This is a genomic window from Bradyrhizobium sp. CSS354, from assembly GCF_029051725.1.
GTDB lineage: Bacteria > Pseudomonadota > Alphaproteobacteria > Rhizobiales > Xanthobacteraceae > Bradyrhizobium.
This window is the reverse complement of the sequence record NZ_JAACFU010000005.1, coordinates 464,811-486,490: the sequence shown is the minus strand read 5'-3', so window position 1 is coordinate 486,490 and position 21,680 is coordinate 464,811. Positions and strand designations below refer to the sequence as shown.

The following is a 21,680-nucleotide window of genomic DNA, read 5'->3' as shown; positions in this document are numbered from 1 at the left end:
TTATACGGGCGATTGCCAGTGACACCCTAGTTGCAGACCTCGAAGTTGCCGCCGGTGGCTGTATTCGAACTAACCCTACCGGGGATCGTGCCGCTAACAAGCCGACATCCCTTTTGCACCGGGCGACAGCCGGTCGAACTGCAAATGATCTGTCCACTCGCCTCAGGCCTGGACGGCGAAGATTCGCTTGCCTTCCGGTCCGTATCCCGCCTCCTCGAATCTTCGCGCGTCGCCACCGGCTTCTTCTCTGGTACCTTCTCGCATTCGTTGTCGTCACCGACGCGGTAGCCGGCGCGGCAGGTGATCTTCACGCATTGGTCGCCGTCGGCCTTGGAGCCGAAATTGCAAACCAGCGGACAAACCCGGCCTGGCTTCGCTTTCAGCGCATCGAGCGCGTCGACGCTGGCGAGCTTGGCGTCGAACTGTGTACCGGCATATTTGTTGAACAGTGTCAGCGAGCGCTGCGAGGCGGCGCTCCAGTCGCCGTCCGCGGTGGCGGACAGACAGCCGACGCGGCGCAATTCACTCTGCACGGATTTTGTCAGATCAGCCGCCGACAATGTGGATGCCGGCGCCGGTGAAAGGGCTGCAATTTTTTGCTCGACCTCAGGAATCTGCCGGTCGGCCACAGGCTTTGCAGCCTGTTCCGCCTTTTCGGCGGCCTGCTTGGCGGCAAGCTCGGCCTTGGCCCTCTCCGCGGCCTGCTTCTCTGCCTGTGCTTTCGCTGCGGCAGCCTCGGCCAGCTTGCGCTGGTGCTCGGCCGCATCAGTCCGCGCCTGCTCGATCTGCTTCTGCTTCTCGGCCGCGATCCGCGCCTCTTCGGCGGCTTTGGCCGCCGCGGCCGCCTTGTCCTGCTCGGCCTTGTGGGCGCGTTCGGCAATGAGCCTTGCCTTCTGCTGCTCGGCCGCATTCGCTTTTTGCTCGGCCGACGCGCGCGTCTCTTCAGCGACGATCTTGTTCATCTGGCCCTTGGCCAGATTGGCGTAGAAACCTTCGGGATATTGCGCCAGGAAGGCCTCCCAGCCGTCGCGCGTGGCAAGCTGCAGCGCGAGTTCGTAATCCCTGCGAATAGAATCCTGCGGATTGGCCTGCGGACCGGTCGCGGCCGGCTTGGTCGCGACCAGCGGCACATCGTCGCCGCCGAGGGAGCCATAGACATAGGGCTCCTGCTTGTAGCCGGTGCTCTTGAGCACGTCGTCGCGCACGAAGCCGAACGCCTTGCGCAGGTCGAGTCCCGGCTTCGGCAGGTGCTCGACCAAAGCGACGGCGAACGGGCTGTTCCTGGAGTCGCCGTCAGACGCGGTCGAACCGGCCTTTGCCGCGAACGCAATCATGGTGTTGGGGCTGGTCGGCTCGACCTTGGCAAGCCCCCGTCCGATCGCGCGCGAGGCCAGCGTCCGCTTCATGGTCTTGGAAAACGGATTGTCGCGGCAGGCGTCCAGGATGATCAGGCGCAGCTGCTTGGCCGGCTCGACCGCGAACAGCGCACGTTCCACCGGGATGGTCTCGTCGAGCACGTCGCCGTCCGTCTCCAGCGTCGCGTCAATCGGAACGAGATAGTTGGTGCCTTCCAGCTCGATGCCGTGGCCGGCGTAATAGATCACCGCCATGTCCGCATCGCGGGTCCTGCCGGCGAACTCACGCAACGTGCGCCGCATCTCGCTGGCACTGAGATCCAGCCTGACATCGACGGAATCAAAGCCCGCCTTCTTGAACATACCGCCGACCAGAGTGGCGTCGTTGACGGGATTGCCGAGCTTGGGCGCGCTCTTGTAGGCGGAATTGCCGATGACAAGCGCGACCCGCCGGTCCGCATGGGCCGGTCCGCAGGCGAGGCCAATGGCCAAAATCAACAAAGCAAATATCCGAAACGGAATCACTTGCGTCCCCCCGGATGCAATTCCACGAGACTATTCGGACCATCGCTCAATTACCAATGCTTCCTATGTGATGCTTGTCACATAAGGGGCTCTATCGGGGGTATGGATAATGCGGCGAAGCGTCGCTCTGCTTTCGGCTGACGCCAAAGCCGCCCGTTGGGTCCGTTACATTTGCACCACCTCATGGCGCATCACGAACGGTGCAAGCAGTGCGTGCACCTCGCTCGCAACCGCCTCGCGCTGATCCGCCGGCAGGCCCGCCAGCGTCACGGTGGCGATCGAACCGTGGCTGCCGTGAGCGCCGACCCTGACCTTGCAGTCGATGCCACGCGCGGCGAGCGGTGTCAGCACCTTCGTGAACACGCGCTGGGCTGCGTCCCAGCGCAGCTGCGGCTTGAACACTTTGCCGACGCCCGTCACCGGCATCGGGTCGATCGGGATGACCTGCACCGGGACAGCCGCGCGCTCCGGCGTACGCTCGCGCACCCATGTCTCCAGCTCGCCCGGTTCGACAATCGCCCCCGGCTTCAACTGCACGTAGCCCACCGGCAGCTCGCCGGCATAGGCGTCGGGTTGACCGACCACTGCGGCAAAGCCGACGGCAGGATGGCGGAACATGATCTCCTCGATCGGCGCCGGATCGATGTTGTGGCCGCCGCGGATCACGAGATCCTTGGCGCGGCCGGTAATCCAGAGATAGCCGTCGGCATCGAGCCGGCCGAGATCGCCGGAATTGACCCAGACCTCGTCGACGAAGGCACCCTTGTTGTGCTCGTCGTTGAGATAGCCGCCGAACACGCCTGGGCCGGCCATGATGACGACGCCAATCTCGTCAGGCGCGCAGTCGCGGATCAGCTTGCCCTCGCCATCGAGCTGGACGATGCGGACCCGCGCGTAGGGCATCGGAAGGCCGACCGAACCGAGCCGGATCGGCCGCGACCGATAGGCCAGCGTGTGCACGCTCGAGGTCTCGGTCATGCCGTAGACCTCGACGACAGGCAATTTGAGCTTGTCCTGAATTGCAGACCCCACCGCGACCGGGATCGCCGAGCCGCCACCGGCCGCGTATTTCAGGCTGGAGATGTCGGCATTGCCAGGCGGCACCGCGAGCGTTGCGGCGAGTACCGTCGGCACGCTCGACAGCGCCTCCGGCTTGAAGCGCTCGACCAGTTGCCAGATGTTCTTCACCGCATTCGGATTGCGCCATCCGCTCGGCGACAGCACGACCAGCGAACCGCCGGCCGACAGCGTCGTTAGCACCTGCGTCAACGAGCCTCCGACGTGAAACAGCGGCATGCCGAACAGCATGTTGGCGCCCGGCTTCGACTTCAGCAGCAGATTGAGCGCCCAGGCCTGATAGACCTGGTTGGCATGGGTGTGCCGCACCAGCTTTGGCGTGCCGGTGGTGCCGCCGGTGTGGAAATAGGCGGCGATGTCGTTGCCCAGAATCTTGCGCCCGCTGATAAGGCGGTCCGAAGGCTGCAGCTTGATCAGGTCGCTGAAGGCAAAGACTCCCTTCCCCGGGTCACCGCCACCGAACACCTGTATGATCGCCTTGAGGTGCTTGAGTTGCGGCCTGATCTGCTCGACTTTCTGCCAGATGTCTGTGCCCGGCATCGGCCCGAGCGCCACCAGGACTTTTGTGTTCGCCGCTTCCAGAATCTCCGCGATCTGGTGCGGCTCCAGGAGCGGATTGACGGGATTGGCGATGCCGGCGGCCTCCGCGCCGAACAGCGTTACAAAGGCGTCCGGCACCAGCGGCAGCATGAAGCTGACGACGTCGCCCTTCTCGACGCCAAGCGCGTGAAACATGTTGGCGGCCTGCGTGACGCGCGCGATGAAGTCGCGGTACGTGACCACGACCGGCGTGTCGGCCGGATCGGCGTTTTGCAGGAACTGGAGCGCCGGCCCGTCGGGGTTAAGGGCCGCACCCAGCCTGATGGCATCGTAAGTGCTCTCGGCCGCGACGCGATCGGCGTAAGGGACTTGCTCGAAAGCTCGAACCTCCGCGTCCGTTGCCAGCTCCGGATAGTCGTTGCCGATGAACCGATCGAGCGCATGGATGCCCGCCATGGAATTCCGTTCTCCCTCAGATGCATGTCCCCGCGCCCTGTCTTTTGCCTTTTTGGGCCCGCGGGCCTCGACCGATAGCCGGCCGAGCACGGGCAGAATGATCGATGATTTGGCGTTCGTCCATGACCTAACGTCGGCGACGATGGGGCTCCGGCAAAGCCTTTGAACCTGTGCGGCCGATCCGGGGACCAAGAACTGGCATCGGACTCACATGCCAGCATGCTTGCCAGCCGTTGCCAGCGTCCTGCCGCAAGACTTGAGGTGATCATGACTACGCCCCCGCGGGATTGCGCCACCCGGCTGTTCATCGCGTTCGCCGTGACAGCGGCGATCTTGACACCGGCGTTCGCTCTGCCCCGCGCGGCCCACGCCGAGGACGGCCAGATCGACAAGATGCGCGCCAAGATCTCGGCCTTCATCAGCGACAAGATGGAGAAGCTTGGCGGATCGCGCATCGTCTACAAGGTGGACACCGATGGCCTGCGCGAGAGCGTCGTCACGGATTTGCGCGACGACGTCTACAAGACCCTGCGCGAGGGCAAGATCGCCTTCTCCGGTCTTGCGATCCGCGACGGCGGCGTCGAGTTGAAGATCGCCGACGTCAAGGGCCGCGAGCAGCTTGCACGCAAGCTCGCGTCGGCCGCGGAAGGATTGCCGTCGCATGCGCTCGCCGTGACCGACGGCGGCGACGGAATGGTCAGGCTCACGCCGACCGATGCAGCATCCGCCGCGCGGCTGCACGAACTCGTCGAAGATGCCATCGCCATGATCGAGCAGCGTCTGAAGGAGGCCGGCGTCCAGCTCGCCAGCGTCCAGCCGGATGGGACCGACCGCATCCGCATCTTCCTGCCCGGTGTGATGGAGCCCGAGCGCGTCACCACAGTCTTCGCCCGAAGGGTCAAGGTCGGCTTCCGCCTGATCGACCTCTCGATGCAGCCTGAGCAGGCGCAATCCGGCACGCCGCCGGCAGGCACCGAAGTCCTGCCCGGCTTCAAGGACAAGAGCCTTTATCTGGTCGCCAAGGACAGCGCGCTCGACGGCGACGACATCAGCTATGCGGGCCCGGGGTTTGCGAGCGCCACGAAAGAGCCGATCGCCTCGTTCCGCTTCAACGGCCGCGGCACGCGACGATTTGCCCACATCACCGAAGAGAATATCGCAAAGCCCTTCGCCATCGTGCTCGACGGCAAGGTGATCTCCGCTCCCGTGATCCGCGAGCCCATCACCGGCGGCTCGGGCCAGATCTCCGGCAATTTCACCCTGGAGGAAGCAAACAGCGTCGCCATGCTGCTGCGCGCCGGTTCGCTGCCCGGGCACCTCGGCCTGGTCGAGCAGCAGGTCGTGCCGCCCGCCAAGCCCTAAGGCGGGGGATCGCCCCACGCCCACGCCTGGTCCTGCCCCGCCCCGTCGGCAGCCGAGATCCACCACACAGAGGCTCGTACCCGGTGGGCCCCGAATCGCGGGCGCGCCACGGCCATACGCACCGTCAAACAGGCAATTGCCGAAACGCCCGATCAGGTTAAAATTTGCCTCTTGCGGCACGGCGGCCGAAAGCTTCATCCAAGCGGTCGTCGTTCGATTTCGGCTATAGGTGTCGAGAATACGACCGTGACTGAAGGCCTTACCCGGGGATAGTACCATGCCGTCCGGCAGCGCAGACATTTCGTCGATCCTCGACCGCATTCTCGAGGCGGCGACGGATAACCTCAGGATCGCGAAGATCCTGGTCCAGATGGGCCTCGATCCGAACAACGTCACCTACGATTCGATCTTCAATCGGATGCTGGAGATCTTCGTCCAGAACATCACACTGGCCAATATGTTCGCCGCGGTGGGCGCCGGCTTCTTCGTCGCCACCCTCCTGATGCGGACGATGGTGCCGCTGCGCGTCGCCAACATGATCGGCTGCGCGTTCTTCGCCGTCTTCGGCGCGCTCTCCGCCAACGTCTCGACCTTCCTGCTCTATCTCCTGCTGCTACCCATCAACGCCTTGCGCCTGCGGCAGATGCTCAAACTCGTCAAGAAGGCGCGTCATGCGGCCGAAGGCGACATGTCGATCGAATGGCTCAAGCCGTTCATGACCGAACGCAAATATCGCCGCGGCGACACGCTCTTCAAACTCGGCGATCCAGCCAAGGAGATGCTCCTCACGGTCACCGGCAAGTTCCTGGTCAAGGAGATCAATATCGAGATCATGCCGGGCGCGCTGATGGGCGAGCTCGGCTTCCTCACGCCGGGCAACCGGCGCACCGGAACGATCGAATGCATCGAAGACGGGCAGGTGCTGACGATTACCTATGATCGGTTGCTCGAGATCTACTTCCAGGATCCGCAGTTCGGCTATTACTTCCTGGTGCTGACCAGCCAGCGGCTGCTGCAGAACATCGATCGATTGCAGAATCAGCTGGCGTCGGAGCGCGCGGCGACCACGAACAGGATCGCGTGATCGAGTGCGCGTCGCCGCTCAGCTCAGCAGCAACGCCATGCCCGGATCACCCTTCTCCATCGCACGCCGATAGCCCGCCCGCGCGCTGATGCGGCCGAGATATTTGGCCACGTTGGGACAGCGCTGGAGGTCATAGGGCTGGAAGTAGCGCATGGTGGTGAGTGAGAACACCGTCATGATGTCGGCGGTCGTGAAGGCGCTGCCCGCGAGATATTCAGCCTCGCGAAGCCTTGCGTCGAGAAGATCGTAGGCCCGATCGAGACGGCCCTTCATCGCGAGCAGGGTCGGATTGTCCTTGGCGAGATCGAGCCGGCTCAGGATCATCATCCGTCCCATGCCGGGTTGCAGGGTGCCATTGGCGAAATGAAGCCAATACAGAAACTGCGCGAAGGCAGGATCAGTGGGACCGAGCACGAGTCGTCCGTTGCCATATTTTGCAACGATGTAGTCGACGACAGCGCCGGATTCCGCGAGCACCAGCTCGCCGTCGGTGATCACAGGCGCCGTACCCGCCGGATGCAGCGCCTTGTACTCGGCCGGAGCCAGCATCGTGACGGGATCGCGCGTATAGCGCTTCAGCACGTAGGGAATCCCCAGCTCCTCGCACAGCCAGACGATACGCTCGGACTGCGACTTGCCGAGATGATGGACGGTGAGCATGAGGCCTCCTGAAGACATGAAGCAGAACGTAGGATGTGCCACGAGAACGCACAGGTGCGGTTGCGACTACGCCTCGTCCGTCACCATCCGCGCCACGACGCGGTCGCGGCGGATGAAATGGTGCCAGAGGGCGGCGATCACGTGAACCGCGATCAAGGCGAGCAGCACATAGGCAAAGAGAATGTGGCGGTCTTCATAGGCGCCCGCCGCCGCGCGGTCGGGAGCGGTGAATTGCGGCACGTGAAACATGCCGAAGAAGTCCGAATAATCGGGTGCGTGTGCACCGGAATGCGCCCAGCCGAGCATGGTGACCACGATGACGGCGAGATAGCGCGCGCCATGACTGACATGGGCCGCGACCTTCTGCCAGCGCGAGGTCTCGGCCGGCATGGTCGGTGTCGGGTTGACGAGGCGCCACACCAGGCGCAGCACGGTGAGCAGCAGGATCACATAGCCGATATCGGCGTGGATCGAACGGTAGAAAAACCGGTCGGGACGCGCCGGGATGTGGTTCATCCACCACCCGAAGCCGATCATGCCGATGATGGTCAGCGCCAGACTCCCGTGCAGCCATCGGGAAATGATGCCCCAGCCGTGACTGGTATTTCTGATCATGTCGGCTCTCCGGAGTTTTGCGGGCCTGTCCGTATCCGCACCGCAGTACGGCAGCTGACCGGGACCATGCGGCAATCGCGAAATCGAATCGCTCCAAATTAGCCCTAAGCGCCCCTGCCGCAAAACCGCCCCAAAAACCGAATGGTAACCATGTCGGGCTAGAGTGATCACGTGACCAATTCCCCGACGATTCTGGTGTTCGATTCCGGCCTTGGCGGGCTCACGGTCCTGCGTGAGGTCGTGGCCGCGCGCTCCGATGCGCATTATGTCTACGTCGCGGACGACGCCTTCTTCCCCTATGGCCACCACAGCGAGGACGCGATCATCGCCCGCGTGGTGCCGCTGATGGGGGAATTGATCGGCACGCACGATCCTGACCTCGTCGTCATCGCCTGCAACACGGCGTCCACCCTGGTCCTATCGCATCTGCGCGCCGCTTATTCACTGCCCTTCGTCGGCACGGTGCCCGCGATCAAGCCGGCCTGCGCGCAGTCGAGGAGCCGGCGGGTGTCGGTGCTCGGCACCAAGGGCACGGTGAAGCGCGAATACACCAAGGCGCTGATCCGCGATTTCGCGCAAGGCTGCGAGGTGACGCTGGTCGGCTCGCCCGAGCTGGCCGCGCTGGCCGAAGCAGAGCTCAGCGGCTCTCCCGTCAGCGACGACGCCATCCTCGCCGAGCTCGCCCCGTGTTTCGTCGGTGATGCCGGGGACGCGGGCGCACGCACCGACACCGTGGTACTCGCCTGCACGCATTACCCGCTGCTGCTCGATCGGCTGAGAAAGCTGGCCCCCTGGCCGGTCGACTGGATCGATCCGGCGCCCGCGATCGCCCGCCGCGTCTCGGATCTGCTCGGCCCGCACACCGATGGCATCGCGCAATCCGGCGCCGAGATGATCTTCACCTCGAACCGCGTGCATGGTCTTTCGGCCATGCTGACGCCGTTCTTCGGCGGCCGCATTCCAGCCTGACCTTGCGCCTCGACGGCGCGCTGCTACGCTCCCGTCGTCGCTTTCCTGCAGGTTCTCCCCATGTCGGTCTCCGCAACGCCGCTCAACCGTCTCCGCCAGCTTTGGCGCGAGGGTCGCCCCGCCTTCGGCGCGATCGCGACGATCCCGAGCGTGCAGACCGTGCAGATCATGGCGCGCTCACTCGACTGGATCATCGTCGATCTCGAGCATGGTCCGATTGGACTGACCGAAGCACATGCCATGATCGCGGCCACCACCGGCACACCGTGCACACCGCTGGTGCGGATCGCGGCGAACGAGCCATGGCTTGCGAAGGCACCGATGGACATCGGTGCCTTCGGCATCAATTTCCCGATGATCACTAATCGCGCGGAGGCCGAGAAAGCGGTGCGCAGCGTGCGCTATCCGCCACGCGGCGATCGGCTCTGGGGTCCGTTCCATGCGCCATTCCGCTGGGGCCAGTCGATGCCGGACTACATGGCCAGCGCCGACGACGAAATGATCTGCATGATCACCATCGAGCACGTCGACGCCGTCAACCGCATCGACGAGATCATGGCCACGCCCGGCATCGACGTAGCCGTGATCGGCCCCGGCGATCTCGCCACTTCCATCAACAAGCGCGGCCAGATGGACGATCCGAAATTGCTTGAGCTGGTGGCGCGGGCCGAGGCCGGCATCCTCAGAAGCGGCGTGCCGATCGGCGGCGTGGCGCGGACCGCAGACCAGGCCAACGCTCTGGTCGACCGCGGCTACCGCGCGATCGCGCTCGGCTTCGACTGGTCGTTGTTCCAGCGCGGCATCATGGCGGCGTTCGAGGGGATCAAGCGCTAGCCATTGAGTCTTGCCGGGAACCACCGCGCTGCTAGGGTCGGTCGTTCCAGGGAGGAAAAACCATGTTCAAAAAGACTTTGCTCGCTCTTGCCTTCACCGGCCTCGCCGTTGCGGCCTACGCCCAGCAGCCCGGCATCAAACGCACCCCGCTCCAGAAGGTCGAATTTCCGGATGGCTACAACACCATCACGGCCATCGCGGAGGTCCCGGCGGGCGGCGCGGCCGGTCGCCATACCCATCCGGGTATCGAGACCGGCTACGTGCTCGAAGGCGAGCTCAATCTCCTCATCGACGGGCAGCCGGAAAAGACGCTGAAAGCCGGCGATTCCTACCAGATCCCGGCAGGCGTCGTGCATGACGCCAAAGCCCACGGCGACAAGGCTATGAAAGTGCTTGGAGTTTACATCGTCGACAAGACCAAGCCGCTGGCCTCGCCGGCACCCTGATGCGGCGAACCGACCGGCCCCACGCGGGTTGGTTCGTGCTAGAGCAGGCGGCGGGCGGGAACCCCGCTCGCTGCACAAACTTTATTCAGGGGAAACAAAAGAGCGATGCGCGGGACGCCCAAGACCATTTCGCTGCCGCGTCGCCTGATTGTCGACCTCATGCACGCCTCGATGGGCGTGCCCTTCGTGTCCCTGTCCCGTTCGCTCGATGTCGGCCCCCTGCTGGCGGCCCGCGCGGGCGCGATCGCGCCAGCCGGCTGGGCGGCCATGTTCGTCAAGGCTTTTGCCCTCGTCGCCAGGGACGAGCCGGTCCTGCGTACCGTCTATGCCAAATGGCCCTGGCCGTCGCTCTACGAGCTGCCGAAGAGCGTGGCGTCGGTGGCCATTGCCCGGGTCGAGGGCGGCGAGGAATGCGTGATCCCACAGCGAATCGTGGCTCCCGAGGCCATGACGCTGGCTGCGGTCGACGCCGAGATCCGGCGCGCCAAGACCGCCCCGATCGACGAAATTCCCATGTTCCGCAAGATCATGCGGGTGACCCGTCTGCCGCTGCCGCTGCGGCGGCTGTCCTGGGCTATCGGGCTGAAATTCGGCCGGCAGCGCGGCAATTGGTTCGGCAGCTTCGCGGTGAGCTCGGTGGCAGCCTATGGCGGCGGCGAGCTTCACCCCATCACGCCCGGCCCCTTCATCGTCAGCTATGGGGTGGTCGGGCCCGACCAGACCATCCATGTCGTGATTCGCTGGGATCACCGGGTGACCGACGCCGCCCCGATCGCCCGGGTCCTGACCCAGCTGGAACAGGTCCTGAACACTGAAATTGCTGCCGAATTACGGGCGGCCGGGTCGAAGCCGATCCGGGCAGTCGGGACGTAATTCCGGGCCATTCGCATTGACAGCGAGCCCCAAATCCCCCTAAAAGCCGCTTGCTCGCGGGCCGATTTCGGCCCGCGAAGCGTTTCGCGACCCGTGGTCCTGTCCCTTAAGCTTTGGGATCGGACCTGTCAGTGCCGGGCTAGCCCGTCACACAGGAGGGCGCGTTTCCTCAAACCATGTACCTGAAGAGGACGCGATGACTAAGCGCAGTGAGGCGAAGTACAAGCTCGATCGCCGTATGGGCCAGAACATCTGGGGCCGCCCGAAGAGCCCCGTGAACCGCCGCGAATACGGCCCCGGCCAGCACGGCCAGCGCCGCAAGGGCAAGCTCTCCGACTTCGGCGTGCAGTTGCGCGCCAAGCAGAAGCTGAAGGGTTACTACGCCAACATCTCCGAGCGTCAGTTCCACAGCATCTATGTCGAGGCCAGCCGCCTCAAGGGCGATACCGGCGAGAACCTGATCGGCCTGCTCGAGCGCCGTCTCGACGCGGTCGTGTACCGCGCCAAGTTCGTCTCGACGATCTTCGCCGCGCGCCAGTTCATCAACCACGGCCACGTCAAGGTGAACGGCCGCAAGGTCAACATCTCCAGCTATCTGGTCAAGATCGGCGACGTGATCGAGGTCAAGGAAGCCTCCAAGCAGCTCGCCCACGTCCTCGAAGCCAGCCAGCTCTCCGAGCGTGACACCCCCGATTATCTCGAAGTCGACCACGGCAAGATGATCGCGAAATACATTCGCATCCCGCACCTCTCCGACGTGCCGTTCCCGGTGCAGATGGAGCCGCATCTGGTCGTCGAATTCTATTCGCGCTGATAGTTCGGCAGATCAATCGCTCAAAGGCCCCGGTTTTCCGGGGCCTTTTTGTTTGATAGCATGCCTTCGATGTCTCGCACGGCCGACCAGTTCGCCAACACTCTGCCTTCGGCAGCGCCGACTAAAGCGGCGCTTCGAGCATGGGATGCCCTCTCCCGCGACGAGCAGATCTGCCGATATCAGGGGCTGCTCGCTCTGCCTGATTGCAATATCTTTACGGCCGACACGCCAGACGAAATCCTTCTCGCCGCGCGACAGCGCTTCACTCAACGTTCTCGTGGCTAGTTCAGGTCCTTGAGAAACGCACGCAATACGTCGCAACGATTCGACTAGATGAAATGACGAGACCAACCATGCTCTACACCCCTCCCCCGATCGACCCCAAGGCGCCGCCGGTGCGCATCAATCTGCTCTCGGACACGCAGACAAAGCCGACACCTGCGATGCGCGAGGCGATGGCGCGGGCGGAGGTCGGCGACGAGCAGGTCGGCGACGATCCGACCGTGAACGCCCTGCGCGAGCGCGTCGCCGAGCTGCTCGGCAAGGAAGCCGCCGTGTACATGCCGTCGGGCACGATGTGCAACGTCACCGCGACGCTGGTGCATTGCCGTCCCGGGGACGAGATCCTCGCGCACGAGAGCGCCCACATTATCGCGCGCGAAGGCGGCGCGCATGCCGCGATCGGCGGCTTCCAGGTCACGCAGCTGAAGGGACCCGACGGCCAGTTCACGCCGGAGACGTTCCGCAAAGCGCTGCATCCACGCACCCGCTATCAGCCGCCGCAGACGGTGGTCAGCGTCGAGCAGACCGCCAATATCGGCGGCGGTACGATCTGGAAGAAGGCCGCGCTCGACGAAATCGTCGCGATCGCGAAACAACATGGCCTCGTCACTCACATGGACGGCGCGCGCCTGCTCAACGCCACTGTCGCGAGCGGCATCTCTCCGCGCGACATGACCGCGGGCTGGGATTCGGCCTGGATCGACTTCTCGAAGGGCTTGGGCGCGCCGATCGGCGGCGTGCTGGCGGGCTCGCGCGCCTTCATCGATGCGGTCTGGCAGTGGAAGCAGCGGCTCGGCGGCTCGATGCGACAGGCCGGAATCTGCGCGGCGGCTTGCATCTACGCGCTCGACCATCATGTCGAGCGGCTTGCCGACGATCATGCCAATGCGCGCGCGCTCGCTCGCGGACTGTCGCAGATCCCAGGCGTCGAGGTGCAGGAGCCCGAAACCAACCTGGTGTTCTTCAAGCCCGATGGTGCCGGCATTCCCGGCGACAAGATGGTCGCGGCGCTGCGCCAGCGCGGCGTGACGCTTGCGATGATGGACGGCCGCATTCGCGCCTGCACGCATCTCGACGTCAATGCGAGCCAGATCGAGGAGACGATCGGATATATCCGCGAGATCGTGCGCGGAGCGTAACTCCCGTAGCCCGCATGGAGCGCAGCGAAATCCGGGGCGACATCGGCAGCGGTCCCGGATTGCGCTTCGCTCCATTCGGCTACGACAGCGGGGCTAGACGAAAAGGCTACCGCCCCATCGCCTGGTAGATCAGCGTCTTCAGCGCCAGTTGAATCCGGCCGCGCTGCGTCGGGGTCTGCACCATGAAGATCCCGAACAGATCGTCCTCGGGATCGATGAAGAAGAACGTGCCGCCAACGCCGTCCCAGCGATATTCGCCGAGCGGCCACGCCGTTCCAGGGGGAACCGAGGTGCGCACGGCGAAGCCAAGACCGAAGCCGGAAGATCCGCCCGGATAATAGTTCTGGTCGCGCGCGATCTTCGTCTCCGACCCGATATGATCCGAGGCCATCAGCGCGATGGTCTCTGGCTTGAGATAGCGCCGGCCCTCATACGTGCCGCCGTTGAGCAGCATCTGGGCGAAGCGGGCGTAGTCGCCGACGGTACCGACCATGCCGCCGCCGCCCGATTCCCATGTCGCCGGCCGCCTGATGTCGCGGAGCTGCGTCGATGGATTGATGTAGCGATCCTCCGGTATCGGCTCGGCGATGCGCGGGAATTTGGCGGGATCGGCGACGAAGAAAGCCGTCTCGGTCATGCCGAGCGGATCGAGCAGCCGCTCCTTCTCGAACTGCAGCAGCGTCTTTCCCGTGATGATTTCGACGACGCGGCCAAGCACGTCGGTGGAATAGCCGTAATCCCACACCGTGCCGGGCTGCTCGACCAGCGGCAGCGTGGCGATCTTGGCGGCGAATTCGGCGTTGGTCAGATTGCTGTTGAAGAGATTGGCGTCCGCATAGAGCTCGCGCACCATACCGCCGCCGTAATAGCCGTAAGGCAGCCCTGAGGTGTGGCGCAGCAGATCCTTGATCGTGATGGGTCGCTCCAGCGGCTCCAGCGCCAGGGCGACTTTGCCGTCCTCGGCCTTTTTCTCGATACCGACCTTCATGCCGGAAAAAGCCGGAATGTATTTCGAGACGGGATCGTCGAGCGAAAGCCTGCCCTCCTCGACCAGCATCATCGCCATCACGGAGGTGATCGGTTTCGACATCGAGTAGAGGCGGAAGATCGTGTCCGCGCTCATCGAGAGTTCGGTCGCGACGTCGCGGACGCCGAAATTCTGGGAATACACCGGCTTGCCGTGCTGCTGAAGCAGCAGGATGGCGCCGGGGATCTTGCCGGTGGCGACCTCGTTGCGGATGTAGTCGGAAACCTTCGCCAGCCCCGCGGGCGAGAGCGTGCGGACGACAGGTCTCTCCGAGCCTGCCTCCGCAACGATGCCGCCGGCGAGAAGGACGAGCGCCGCGATCAATGCGCGGCGCCCGACCATGTCAATTCTCCATTGCTTCATAAACCAGCTGCTTCAATGTTCGCTGCACGCGCTGGCGCTCGGTCGGGGTCTGCTCCAGCAGCACGAAGAACATGTCCTGCTTGGGGTCGATCACGAAATAGCAGCCGGAGGCGCCGTCCCATTTCAATTCGCCGAGATCGCCGGGCGGCGGCGGTTTTGCGTTGCCGGGATCGGTGCGGACCGCAAGTCCGAGACCGAAGCCGAAACCATCGCCGGGGAAGTAGAAATAATCGCGATCGACACCCGACTTGGGTCCGATCTGGTCGGTCGCCATCAGCTTGAACGTCTCGGGCTTGAGAATCGTCTTGCCGTCGAGGCTGCCGCCGTTGAGCAGCATCTGCGTAAAGCGCTCATAATCCGCCATGGTCGTAACCATACCGCCGCTGGCAAACTGGATTTTCTTGGCGACCGTCGGATCGTTGATCCGTCCGACCCGGAAATCGCTGTCGTTCGGCACCGGCTGCGCCAGCAGCTTCTGCTTCTCGGGATCGGTGACGAAGAAGCCGGTATCGACCATGCCGAGCGGATCGAGCAGCTTCTCCCGTTCGATCTCGATGAGCGGCTTGCCGGCCGCGACTTCCATGACCCGGGCCAGGATATCGGTGGAATGGCCGTATTGCCACAGCGCGCCCGGCTGGTTGTGCAGCGGCAGTCTTGCGATGCGCTCGGCGAACTCCGCGAGGTCGAAATCGCCGGCATAGATGTTGGCCTCGCGATAGGCCTTGCGGACCAGACTGTCGCCGTAGAAGCCGTAGGTGACGCCCGAGGTGTGCGTCATCAAATCGTGCACCGTCATCGGCCGGTTCGGCGGCACGAGCTCGAGCGATTTGGTGCCGTCCTCGGCCTTCTTCTCGACGCCGACTTTCACGTTGGCGAAGGACGGAATGTATTTCGAGACGGGATCGTCGAGCTTGATCGTACCTTCCTCGATCAACTTCACTGCGACCACGGACGTGATCGCCTTGCTCATCGAGAACAGGCGGAAGATCGTCTTGTCGGTGATCGGCGCCTTACTGACCACGTCCTGCACGCCGAAGACTTCGTGGTAGACCGGCTTGCCATGTTGCTTGATGAGCACGTTTGCGCCGGCGATCTTGCCGGTCGCGACCTCGTTCTTGAAGAACTCGGTGATCCTGGCGAGCTTGTCCTTGTTGAAATGCGCGCCGGCCGGAATCTCGTAGGTGCCCTCCGCCCGCGCGAACGACGTCGTACCCAACGACACAAGCGCGGCGCAGACCAGCGCACGCAGTCCAGACTGTGAAATCATATCCCCTCCCCGGAACATGGCCCGGCGGAGTGTACTGACCACGTCAGTCGGCACAAGGGCTGCTGTGCCGCGCCAAAGCGTCCGCGTGCAGAACCGCGCTCTTTTCCGAGAAACAACAAAATATGACCTCGACCACCAGCGGCGCGGCCGGCAGGGCTTCAATGGCCGCATGGACCGCAATCGTCGCGGCCTGGTCGGCGGGAAAGCCGTAAACCCCGGTCGAAATCGCGGAGAACGCCACGGAGGTCAGCTGATTAGCCTCACAGAGCTCAAGCGCACGGCGATAGCAGGAGCGCAGCGCCTCAGCCTCACCACGAGTGCCGCCGTGCCAGACCGGACCGACCGCATGGATCACATGACGCGCAGGGAGAAGGTAGCCCGGCGTGATCTTGGCATCGCCGGTCGGGCATCCTCCAAGCTTCCGGCACTCGGCTAGAAGCTCGAGACCGGCAGCGTCATGGATCGCACCATCGACGCCGCCCCCACCAAGGAGCGACGTGTTGGCCGCGTTGACGATGGCGTCAACGCTCAGCGTGGTGATGTCAGCAACGATGACCTTGAGCTCCGCGCCTCCGATCCGGCGCGTCAGCCGGGTCACGTATCAGGCCGCGACAGCGACGCCCTTTTCGGAGAAGAGCTGCTGCAACTCACCGGCCTGGAACATCTCGCGGACAATGTCGCAGCCGCCGACGAACTCGCCCTTCACATAGAGCTGCGGAATGGTCGGCCAGTTCGAAAAGTCCTTGATGCCGTTGCGCAGTTCGGCGGATTCGAGAACATTGAGGCCCTTATAACCGACGCCGATGTGGTCGAGGATCTGGACGACCTGGCCGGAGAACCCGCACTGCGGAAATTGCGGCGTACCCTTCATGAACAGAACCACGTCGTTCGACTTCACTTCGTTAGCGATGAATTCCTCGATGCTCATATCCGTGTCCTTATGGGGCGGAGCCCACTCCAATTGCTTCGGGCTGGCTCAGCCGATTTAACCCGATCCCTCCCCATATATGTAGCCCAAACCGTTGTGCATCCAAAGTAAAATGGCGGCGAGCGGCCCCTGGGCGGACCGCTCTCGGCAGCAGCGGCCCATTGCATGATGGCACGAATATCATCGCCGAGGAGGACTTTCATACCGTCACGGAGCTCCTATCTAGGACGAACCCGGCGTTTTGGAACCCGACAACGCCAACAACGTTCTCTTGTCCTGTCTGGAGAAAAACGTGACGAAACAAGTCTCCGCTACGGCCCCCGCCCCGTCACCGTCGGCCGATTTGGGCGGCCTTGCCCAGAGGCTGGAAGACGCGTTTCTCGCCGTCCGCCACGAGACCGAGCGCCGGGCCGCGCCGCTGTCGCCGGAGGACCAGCAGATCCAGTCCATGCCGGACGCGAGCCCGACGAAATGGCACCGGGCGCACACCACCTGGTTCTGGGAGCAGTTCGTGCTCGGCGAGCACTGTGCGGGCTACCAGCCCTTTCATCCCGACTTCGCCTTCCTGTTCAATTCCTATTACGTCAGCGCCGGCCCGCGCCATTCCCGCAATCACCGCGGCGATATCACCCGTCCGAGCGCCGATCAGGTCGGCGCCTATCGAAAACATGTCGACGCTGCCGTCGTGAAATTCTTCGGCGACGCCGGCGAGGACAAGCTTCGCGAGATCGCGCCACTGGTCGAGGTCGGCCTCAATCACGAGCAGCAGCATCAGGAATTGATGTTCACCGACATCCTGCACGCCTTCGCGCAGAATCCGATCCCGCCGGCCTATGATCCGGACTGGCGCTTCCCGACCGCGGCGCCGGCCGGCGACGATTGGCTGACGCTGAACGAAGGCATCCACACCGTCGGTCATGTCGACGACAGTTTTCATTTCGACAACGAGAAGCCGGCCCATCGTGCCCTCGTTGGCCCGGTCAAGCTCGCACGCAATCTCGTCACCAATGGCGAATGGCTCGCCTTCATGCGCGACGGCGGCTACCGGACCGCAACGCTGTGGCTGATGGACGGTTTTGCCGCCGCCAGCAAGGACGACTGGCAGGCACCGGGCCATTGGCGCGAGATCGACGGCCAATGGCATGTGATGACGCTGGCCGGCCTCAAGCCGGTCGATCCCGACGCGCCGGTCTGCCACGTCAGCTATTACGAGGCCGACGCCTTCGCGCGCTGGACGGGAAAACATCTGCCGACCGAGATGGAGTGGGAGGTCGCGGCTCGCGCCGGCCAGCTCAACGATGCCTTCGGCATCGTCTGGCAGTGGACCCGCAGCTCGTATTCGCCCTACCCCGGCTATCGCGCCATCGAAGGCGCCCTCGGCGAATACAACGGGAAGTTCATGGTCAACCAGCTGGTGCTGCGCGGCTCTTCGCTTGCAACCCCGGAAGGGCACAGCCGTATCACCTATCGCAACTTCTTTTATCCGCACCACCGCTGGCAATTCACGGGACTGCGGCTCGCCGACTACGAGTAAAATTCTCATCCGACGACAAATGCGCGCCGGACAGCGCGTTCAGGAGAGTATCATGAATGTGCACGCCAGCGCCTTGGCCGAAGCCCATCTTCCCGACGAGCAGACCACCGCCTTTGCCCGGGAGGCCATCGGGGACCTCTCGCAGCAGCCGAAAAAGCTGTCGCCGAAATATTTCTACGATGCGGCCGGATCGGAATTGTTCGAAGCGATCACACGGCTGCCGGAATATTATCCGACACGCACGGAGCTTGCGATCCTGAAGGAGCGCGGCAGCGAGATCGCAAAGATCATTCCGGAGCACGCGGCCCTCGTCGAATTCGGCGCGGGCGCGACCACAAAGGTCCGGCTGCTGCTCAACCACTGCAAGTTCGCGGCCTATGTGCCCGTCGATATCTCCGGCGACTTCCTGACGGCGCAGGCGAACGGCCTGAAGCGGGATTTTCCGTCACTCGGCATCTACCCGGTGGCGGCCGACTTCACCACGCCCTTCGAGCTGCCCAAGGCAGTGGCGACCATGCCCAAGGTCGGGTTCTTCCCGGGCTCGACCATCGGCAATTTCGAGCCGCATGAAGCGCAGGCCTTCCTGAAGAGCGCGCGCGCCATCCTGGGCCGCGGCGCGCAGATGATCATCGGCGCCGACCTCGAGAAGGAGGAGCGCCTGCTCCACGACGCCTATAATGATGCCGCCGGCGTCACCGCACGTTTCAACCTCAATGTGCTGGTGCGGATCAACCGCGAGCTCGGCGGCAATTTCGACCTCTCCGCCTTCACCCACCGCGCGATCTACAATCGCGAGCGGCACCGCATCGAGATGCACCTGATCAGCAAAAAGAGCCAGACCGTGCGCCTGCTCGGCACCAGCTTCTCGTTCCGCGCGGGGGAGAGCATCCACACCGAGAACAGCTACAAATACAGCCTCGAGCGTTTTGCCGCGCTGGCGCAAGGCGCGGGCTGGCGAGTGCGCGAGAGCTGGACGGATGCGGCGAAGATGTTCTCGGTGCACGCGCTGGAGGCGGCGGAGTAAAGGCTCCGGGCCAATTGGCGCCGGCTCAATGCTCTTCGGCCTCTTCCGGCGTCGATCCCAGCGAGACCGACTCCCATACCGCGACAACGATCATGATCACTGTCGCGGCGACCGACAGCCATAGCGGCGAGAGCTCCGCGGCGAACCACGACAGAACCAGAAGCAAGCTGATGCCAATCCCGTGCGAGAGCTGGAGGAAGCCGCGGATCGCGTGCTTGAATAGGATGGTACCGACCAGGAACAGCAAGGGACCGCCGATCGTGCTCACGATGGTCCTGATATCGGAATGCCCGACCGGATGCTTCAGCACCAGCTCGTCGGAGACCGCGGTCAGGATGATGCCGGCGACGATCGGCATGTGCAGATAGGTGTAGGCGAGCCGCGCCAAACGGCCGGATTCGGCGGATTTCGAGATGCGCTCGGCGCCGGCCTCGGCGCCCTTGTGGAAATAGACCCACCACATCGCGATGCTGCCGACCAGCGCGGAGACGAAGGCCGAAATGTTGTCCGCGGTCCAGTCCAGCTCGGCAAAGGTCGCGCCGTTGACGACGACGGCCTCGCCAAGCGCGATGATGACGAAGAGCGAGCAGCGCTCGGCCATGTGGCCGCCCTCGACGGCCCAGGCCTCGACCGACGAGAAGCCCAGCTTCGGGACCCAGAAGCGCACCGCCGGCGAGACGTATTCGATCGACAACGCCCCGATCCAGAACCATAGCCGCGCCTCGTCATGGGCGAGGCCGCCGAGGATCCAGAAGATCGCGGAGACCGAGAGCCACGTCAGGATGCGGATCGCATTGTGCCGGACCGCCATTCGATGCCGCGGCGTTGCAAACATCCAGAAGGCGGTGCGCCCGACCTGCATCGTTGCGTAGGCGATCGCAAACCACAGGCCCCGCCCCTCGAAAGCGGTCGGGATCGTCGTCGACAGCACGAGGCCGCCCAGCATCATCAGGAAGATGAGGATCCGGACCGGCGTCAGCTCGGGATCGAGCCAGTTGGTGACCCAGGCGGTGTAGACCCACACCCACCATACCGCGAGAAACAGCACCGCGACGTGCACCGCACCGAGCGGCGTGAAATGGTGCAGCAGCGTGTGCGAGACCTGCGTGATCGCGAAAACGAAAACCAGGTCGAAGAACAGCTCGGCATTGGTGACGCGGCTGTGCTGGTTCGGCAGGATGACGCGAAACATCGCGCCGCGCGGATTGTCCGCAGCCATCGTCATCCCCTCGTCACGATCAGATTAAGCGCCCGGGACACCGGTTTGTAGCGCCAGCGCATGCAGCACGCCGCCCATCTGGCCGCGCAGGGACTGATAGACGATCTGGTGCTGCTGGACGCGGGACTTGCCGCGGAAGGATTCCGAGATCACGGTCGCGGCATAGTGATCGCCGTCCCCGGCGAGGTCACGGATGGTCACCTCGGCATCGGGGATCGCCGCCTTGATCATCGCCTCGATATCGTGGGCGTCCATTGGCATTCGGGTCGTGCTCCTGTCTCGGCTGCAATCAGCCTTGTCGTCGAATCGCTGCCGGGGTCCGGATCCGCAAAGCCAATCTTGCCGGCGGGGCCAAACTTAGCGTGAACGGCCTTCTACGTCACGCCTTGAGGCACTATATCCGTGATCCCATTGCGATAAAGCCACGACAAAGTGCCGCGCGCGGCAGACTGATCGAAAAGGCATGAAATCATGAAGCTTCCAGGGCCCGACCACCCCATCACCATCACCCCAAATCCCCGACGCGTCCGCGTCACGGCCGGCGATATCGTGATCGCCGAGACCACCAAGGCGCTGACGCTGAAAGAGGCGAAATATCCGGCGGTACAATATGTGCCGCGACAGGACGCCAACATGGCGCTGCTGGAGCGCACCGACCGGGTCACCCATTGCCCTTACAAGGGCGATGCCAGCTATTACAGCGTCAAGGCCGACGGCCAGACGCTGGACAACGCGATCTGGACCTATGAGGCGCCCTTCCCCGCCATGACCGAGATTTCCGGTCATCTCGCCTTCTATCCGGATAAGGTGAAGATCGAGGAAGTGGGGTAGCCGCTGAGAGTTCGTCATGCCCGGGCTTGTCCCGCCTGCGCGGCCGAAGCCGCTTCGGCGAGGCGAAGGCCCGGGCATCCACGTTCTTGGTCATGCGCGGATGGCCTGGATGGCCGGGACGAGCCCGGCCATGACGGCAGCGATGGCTGACGCGAGCCCCGCTACGCCCTGAAGATCGTGAGCCCCAGGATCAGCAGCACCAGGAAAATCACGACGAACACGTAGAACAGGAAGCGGGCGATGTCGGCGGAGGCGGCCGAGATGCCGGTGAAGCCGAGCACGCCGGCCACGATCGAGACCAGTAAGAAGATCAGCGCCCATTTCAGGATCGTCATCGCCAGCTCCGAAATTGTACCGCCTTGCCACGGCCCTCAAGCCGTTTTGGCGAACGCTAACTTCGTCGCAGGGAACTGGTTCCTAGGGGTGTCGGGACCTGCAGACGTGTCAAACGACCCT

22 protein-coding genes are annotated in these 21,680 nt (G+C 63.9%); 11 read left to right on the top strand and 11 right to left on the bottom strand.

Features of this window, described 5'->3' with window-relative positions; all coding sequences use genetic code 11:
• Positions 1 to 26: 26 nt before the first annotated feature.
• Both GWG67_RS15165 and GWG67_RS15160 read right to left on the bottom strand, forming a co-directional pair.
• Entirely contained in the window at positions 27 to 1,880 is a 1,854-nt protein-coding gene (locus tag GWG67_RS15165; RefSeq protein WP_275170091.1) for a caspase family protein, read from the bottom strand.
• Positions 1,881 to 2,045: 165 nt separating this feature from the next.
• On the bottom strand, positions 2,046 to 3,953 hold the full coding sequence (locus GWG67_RS15160) for an acyl-CoA synthetase (protein ID WP_275170090.1): 1,908 nt from the start codon (positions 3,951 to 3,953) through the stop codon (positions 2,046 to 2,048).
• A gap of 267 nt (positions 3,954 to 4,220) precedes the next feature.
• Between GWG67_RS15160 and GWG67_RS15155 the strand changes: the two genes are divergently transcribed.
• Together GWG67_RS15155 and GWG67_RS15150 are read left to right on the top strand one after the other, a co-directional pair.
• Positions 4,221 to 5,315 (top strand): preprotein translocase subunit SecD, encoded by a 1,095-nt coding sequence (locus GWG67_RS15155; protein WP_275170089.1) that lies wholly within the window; start codon positions 4,221 to 4,223, stop codon positions 5,313 to 5,315.
• 277 nt (positions 5,316 to 5,592) lie between these two features.
• Complete coding sequence (locus GWG67_RS15150; protein ID WP_275170088.1) at positions 5,593 to 6,399, top strand: Crp/Fnr family transcriptional regulator; 807 nt, start codon at positions 5,593 to 5,595, stop codon at positions 6,397 to 6,399.
• 18 nt (positions 6,400 to 6,417) lie between these two features.
• Here the strand turns inward: GWG67_RS15150 and GWG67_RS15145 are convergent, their stop codons facing one another.
• Both GWG67_RS15145 and GWG67_RS15140 read right to left on the bottom strand, forming a co-directional pair.
• Entirely contained in the window at positions 6,418 to 7,059 is a 642-nt protein-coding gene (locus GWG67_RS15145) for a glutathione S-transferase family protein (RefSeq protein ID WP_275170087.1), read from the bottom strand.
• A gap of 66 nt (positions 7,060 to 7,125) precedes the next feature.
• Positions 7,126 to 7,674 carry a cytochrome b gene (locus tag GWG67_RS15140; protein ID WP_275170086.1) on the bottom strand — a complete coding sequence of 183 codons (549 nt, stop codon included), beginning with the start codon at positions 7,672 to 7,674 and terminating at the stop codon, positions 7,126 to 7,128.
• 171 nt (positions 7,675 to 7,845) lie between these two features.
• Here GWG67_RS15140 and murI point away from each other — a divergent pair, with 171 nt between their 5' ends.
• From murI to GWG67_RS15110, 6 genes are all read left to right on the top strand, one after another.
• Positions 7,846 to 8,643: a glutamate racemase gene (gene murI / locus GWG67_RS15135; protein ID WP_275170085.1), complete on the top strand. Its 798-nt coding sequence runs from the start codon at positions 7,846 to 7,848 to the stop codon at positions 8,641 to 8,643.
• Positions 8,644 to 8,703: 60 nt separating this feature from the next.
• Positions 8,704 to 9,477, top strand: a complete 774-nt coding sequence (locus tag GWG67_RS15130; RefSeq protein ID WP_275170084.1) for an HpcH/HpaI aldolase/citrate lyase family protein — start codon at positions 8,704 to 8,706, stop codon at positions 9,475 to 9,477.
• Positions 9,478 to 9,539: 62 nt separating this feature from the next.
• Positions 9,540 to 9,923: a cupin domain-containing protein gene (locus GWG67_RS15125; protein WP_275170083.1), complete on the top strand. Its 384-nt coding sequence runs from the start codon at positions 9,540 to 9,542 to the stop codon at positions 9,921 to 9,923.
• 105 nt (positions 9,924 to 10,028) lie between these two features.
• A complete protein-coding gene (locus GWG67_RS15120; RefSeq protein WP_275170082.1) occupies positions 10,029 to 10,796 on the top strand; it encodes an acyltransferase in 768 nt (255 codons plus the stop codon).
• Positions 10,797 to 10,992: 196 nt separating this feature from the next.
• The gene (rpsD, locus tag GWG67_RS15115) at positions 10,993 to 11,610 is read left to right on the top strand and encodes a 30S ribosomal protein S4 (RefSeq protein ID WP_275170081.1); all 618 of its coding nucleotides are present in this window, start codon (positions 10,993 to 10,995) and stop codon (positions 11,608 to 11,610) included.
• Between the two features lie 353 nt (positions 11,611 to 11,963).
• The gene (locus tag GWG67_RS15110; RefSeq protein WP_275170080.1) at positions 11,964 to 13,031 is read left to right on the top strand and encodes a low specificity L-threonine aldolase; all 1,068 of its coding nucleotides are present in this window, start codon (positions 11,964 to 11,966) and stop codon (positions 13,029 to 13,031) included.
• 106 nt (positions 13,032 to 13,137) lie between these two features.
• Here GWG67_RS15110 and GWG67_RS15105 read toward each other — a convergent pair whose 3' ends face one another.
• From GWG67_RS15105 to grxD, 4 genes are read right to left on the bottom strand one after another with little or no spacing between them, the layout of a single operon-like run.
• Positions 13,138 to 14,400 carry a serine hydrolase gene (locus GWG67_RS15105; protein WP_275170079.1) on the bottom strand — a complete coding sequence of 421 codons (1,263 nt, stop codon included), beginning with the start codon at positions 14,398 to 14,400 and terminating at the stop codon, positions 13,138 to 13,140.
• A gap of 1 nt (position 14,401) precedes the next feature.
• Positions 14,402 to 15,688, bottom strand: a complete 1,287-nt coding sequence (locus GWG67_RS15100) for a serine hydrolase (protein WP_275170078.1) — start codon at positions 15,686 to 15,688, stop codon at positions 14,402 to 14,404.
• Positions 15,689 to 15,731: 43 nt separating this feature from the next.
• Entirely contained in the window at positions 15,732 to 16,286 is a 555-nt protein-coding gene (locus GWG67_RS15095; protein ID WP_275170077.1) for an O-acetyl-ADP-ribose deacetylase, read from the bottom strand.
• Between the two features lie 3 nt (positions 16,287 to 16,289).
• Positions 16,290 to 16,616: a Grx4 family monothiol glutaredoxin gene (gene grxD, locus GWG67_RS15090; RefSeq protein ID WP_063995769.1), complete on the bottom strand. Its 327-nt coding sequence runs from the start codon at positions 16,614 to 16,616 to the stop codon at positions 16,290 to 16,292.
• 241 nt (positions 16,617 to 16,857) lie between these two features.
• Here grxD and egtB point away from each other — a divergent pair, with 241 nt between their 5' ends.
• Together egtB and egtD are read left to right on the top strand one after the other, a co-directional pair.
• The gene (gene egtB / locus GWG67_RS15085) at positions 16,858 to 18,150 is read left to right on the top strand and encodes an ergothioneine biosynthesis protein EgtB (protein ID WP_275170076.1); all 1,293 of its coding nucleotides are present in this window, start codon (positions 16,858 to 16,860) and stop codon (positions 18,148 to 18,150) included.
• Between the two features lie 52 nt (positions 18,151 to 18,202).
• Entirely contained in the window at positions 18,203 to 19,174 is a 972-nt protein-coding gene (gene egtD / locus GWG67_RS15080) for an L-histidine N(alpha)-methyltransferase (RefSeq protein ID WP_275170075.1), read from the top strand.
• A 25-nt stretch (positions 19,175 to 19,199) separates the two neighbouring features.
• On the opposite strand, the gene GWG67_RS15075 is transcribed toward egtD, so the two are convergent.
• Together GWG67_RS15075 and GWG67_RS15070 are read right to left on the bottom strand one after the other, a co-directional pair.
• Positions 19,200 to 20,393 carry a low temperature requirement protein A gene (locus GWG67_RS15075; RefSeq protein ID WP_275170206.1) on the bottom strand — a complete coding sequence of 398 codons (1,194 nt, stop codon included), beginning with the start codon at positions 20,391 to 20,393 and terminating at the stop codon, positions 19,200 to 19,202.
• 24 nt (positions 20,394 to 20,417) lie between these two features.
• Complete coding sequence (locus tag GWG67_RS15070) at positions 20,418 to 20,654, bottom strand: BolA family protein (RefSeq protein ID WP_018316584.1); 237 nt, start codon at positions 20,652 to 20,654, stop codon at positions 20,418 to 20,420.
• 210 nt (positions 20,655 to 20,864) lie between these two features.
• Between GWG67_RS15070 and GWG67_RS15065 the strand changes: the two genes are divergently transcribed.
• Positions 20,865 to 21,224, top strand: a complete 360-nt coding sequence (locus GWG67_RS15065; RefSeq protein ID WP_275170074.1) for a DUF427 domain-containing protein — start codon at positions 20,865 to 20,867, stop codon at positions 21,222 to 21,224.
• A 161-nt stretch (positions 21,225 to 21,385) separates the two neighbouring features.
• Here GWG67_RS15065 and GWG67_RS15060 read toward each other — a convergent pair whose 3' ends face one another.
• The gene (locus GWG67_RS15060) at positions 21,386 to 21,559 is read right to left on the bottom strand and encodes a DUF1328 domain-containing protein (protein WP_007612121.1); all 174 of its coding nucleotides are present in this window, start codon (positions 21,557 to 21,559) and stop codon (positions 21,386 to 21,388) included.
• Positions 21,560 to 21,680 lie beyond the last annotated feature (121 nt).

Excerpts from the sequence above, each read along its gene's own strand:
- GWG67_RS15075 (WP_275170206.1), bottom strand. The coding sequence starts at position 20,393 with ATGGCTGCGGACAATCCGCGCGGCGCGATGTTTCGCGTCATCCTGCCG.
- rpsD (WP_275170081.1), top strand. The coding sequence starts at position 10,993 with ATGACTAAGCGCAGTGAGGCGAAGTACAAGCTCGATCGCCGTATGGGC.
- GWG67_RS15160 (WP_275170090.1), bottom strand. The coding sequence starts at position 3,953 with ATGGCGGGCATCCATGCGCTCGATCGGTTCATCGGCAACGACTATCCG.
- GWG67_RS15120 (WP_275170082.1), top strand. The coding sequence starts at position 10,029 with ATGCGCGGGACGCCCAAGACCATTTCGCTGCCGCGTCGCCTGATTGTC.
- GWG67_RS15155 (WP_275170089.1), top strand. The coding sequence starts at position 4,221 with ATGACTACGCCCCCGCGGGATTGCGCCACCCGGCTGTTCATCGCGTTC.
- GWG67_RS15100 (WP_275170078.1), bottom strand. The coding sequence starts at position 15,688 with ATGATTTCACAGTCTGGACTGCGTGCGCTGGTCTGCGCCGCGCTTGTG.
- GWG67_RS15125 (WP_275170083.1), top strand. The coding sequence starts at position 9,540 with ATGTTCAAAAAGACTTTGCTCGCTCTTGCCTTCACCGGCCTCGCCGTT.
- GWG67_RS15150 (WP_275170088.1), top strand. The coding sequence starts at position 5,593 with ATGCCGTCCGGCAGCGCAGACATTTCGTCGATCCTCGACCGCATTCTC.
- GWG67_RS15130 (WP_275170084.1), top strand. The coding sequence starts at position 8,704 with ATGTCGGTCTCCGCAACGCCGCTCAACCGTCTCCGCCAGCTTTGGCGC.
- GWG67_RS15145 (WP_275170087.1), bottom strand. The coding sequence starts at position 7,059 with ATGCTCACCGTCCATCATCTCGGCAAGTCGCAGTCCGAGCGTATCGTC.
- GWG67_RS15105 (WP_275170079.1), bottom strand. The coding sequence starts at position 14,400 with ATGGTCGGGCGCCGCGCATTGATCGCGGCGCTCGTCCTTCTCGCCGGC.
- egtD (WP_275170075.1), top strand. The coding sequence starts at position 18,203 with ATGAATGTGCACGCCAGCGCCTTGGCCGAAGCCCATCTTCCCGACGAG.
- GWG67_RS15140 (WP_275170086.1), bottom strand. The coding sequence starts at position 7,674 with ATGATCAGAAATACCAGTCACGGCTGGGGCATCATTTCCCGATGGCTG.
- GWG67_RS15070 (WP_018316584.1), bottom strand. The coding sequence starts at position 20,654 with ATGCCAATGGACGCCCACGATATCGAGGCGATGATCAAGGCGGCGATC.
- GWG67_RS15065 (WP_275170074.1), top strand. The coding sequence starts at position 20,865 with ATGAAGCTTCCAGGGCCCGACCACCCCATCACCATCACCCCAAATCCC.
- GWG67_RS15060 (WP_007612121.1), bottom strand. The coding sequence starts at position 21,559 with ATGACGATCCTGAAATGGGCGCTGATCTTCTTACTGGTCTCGATCGTG.
- grxD (WP_063995769.1), bottom strand. The coding sequence starts at position 16,616 with ATGAGCATCGAGGAATTCATCGCTAACGAAGTGAAGTCGAACGACGTG.
- GWG67_RS15110 (WP_275170080.1), top strand. The coding sequence starts at position 11,964 with ATGCTCTACACCCCTCCCCCGATCGACCCCAAGGCGCCGCCGGTGCGC.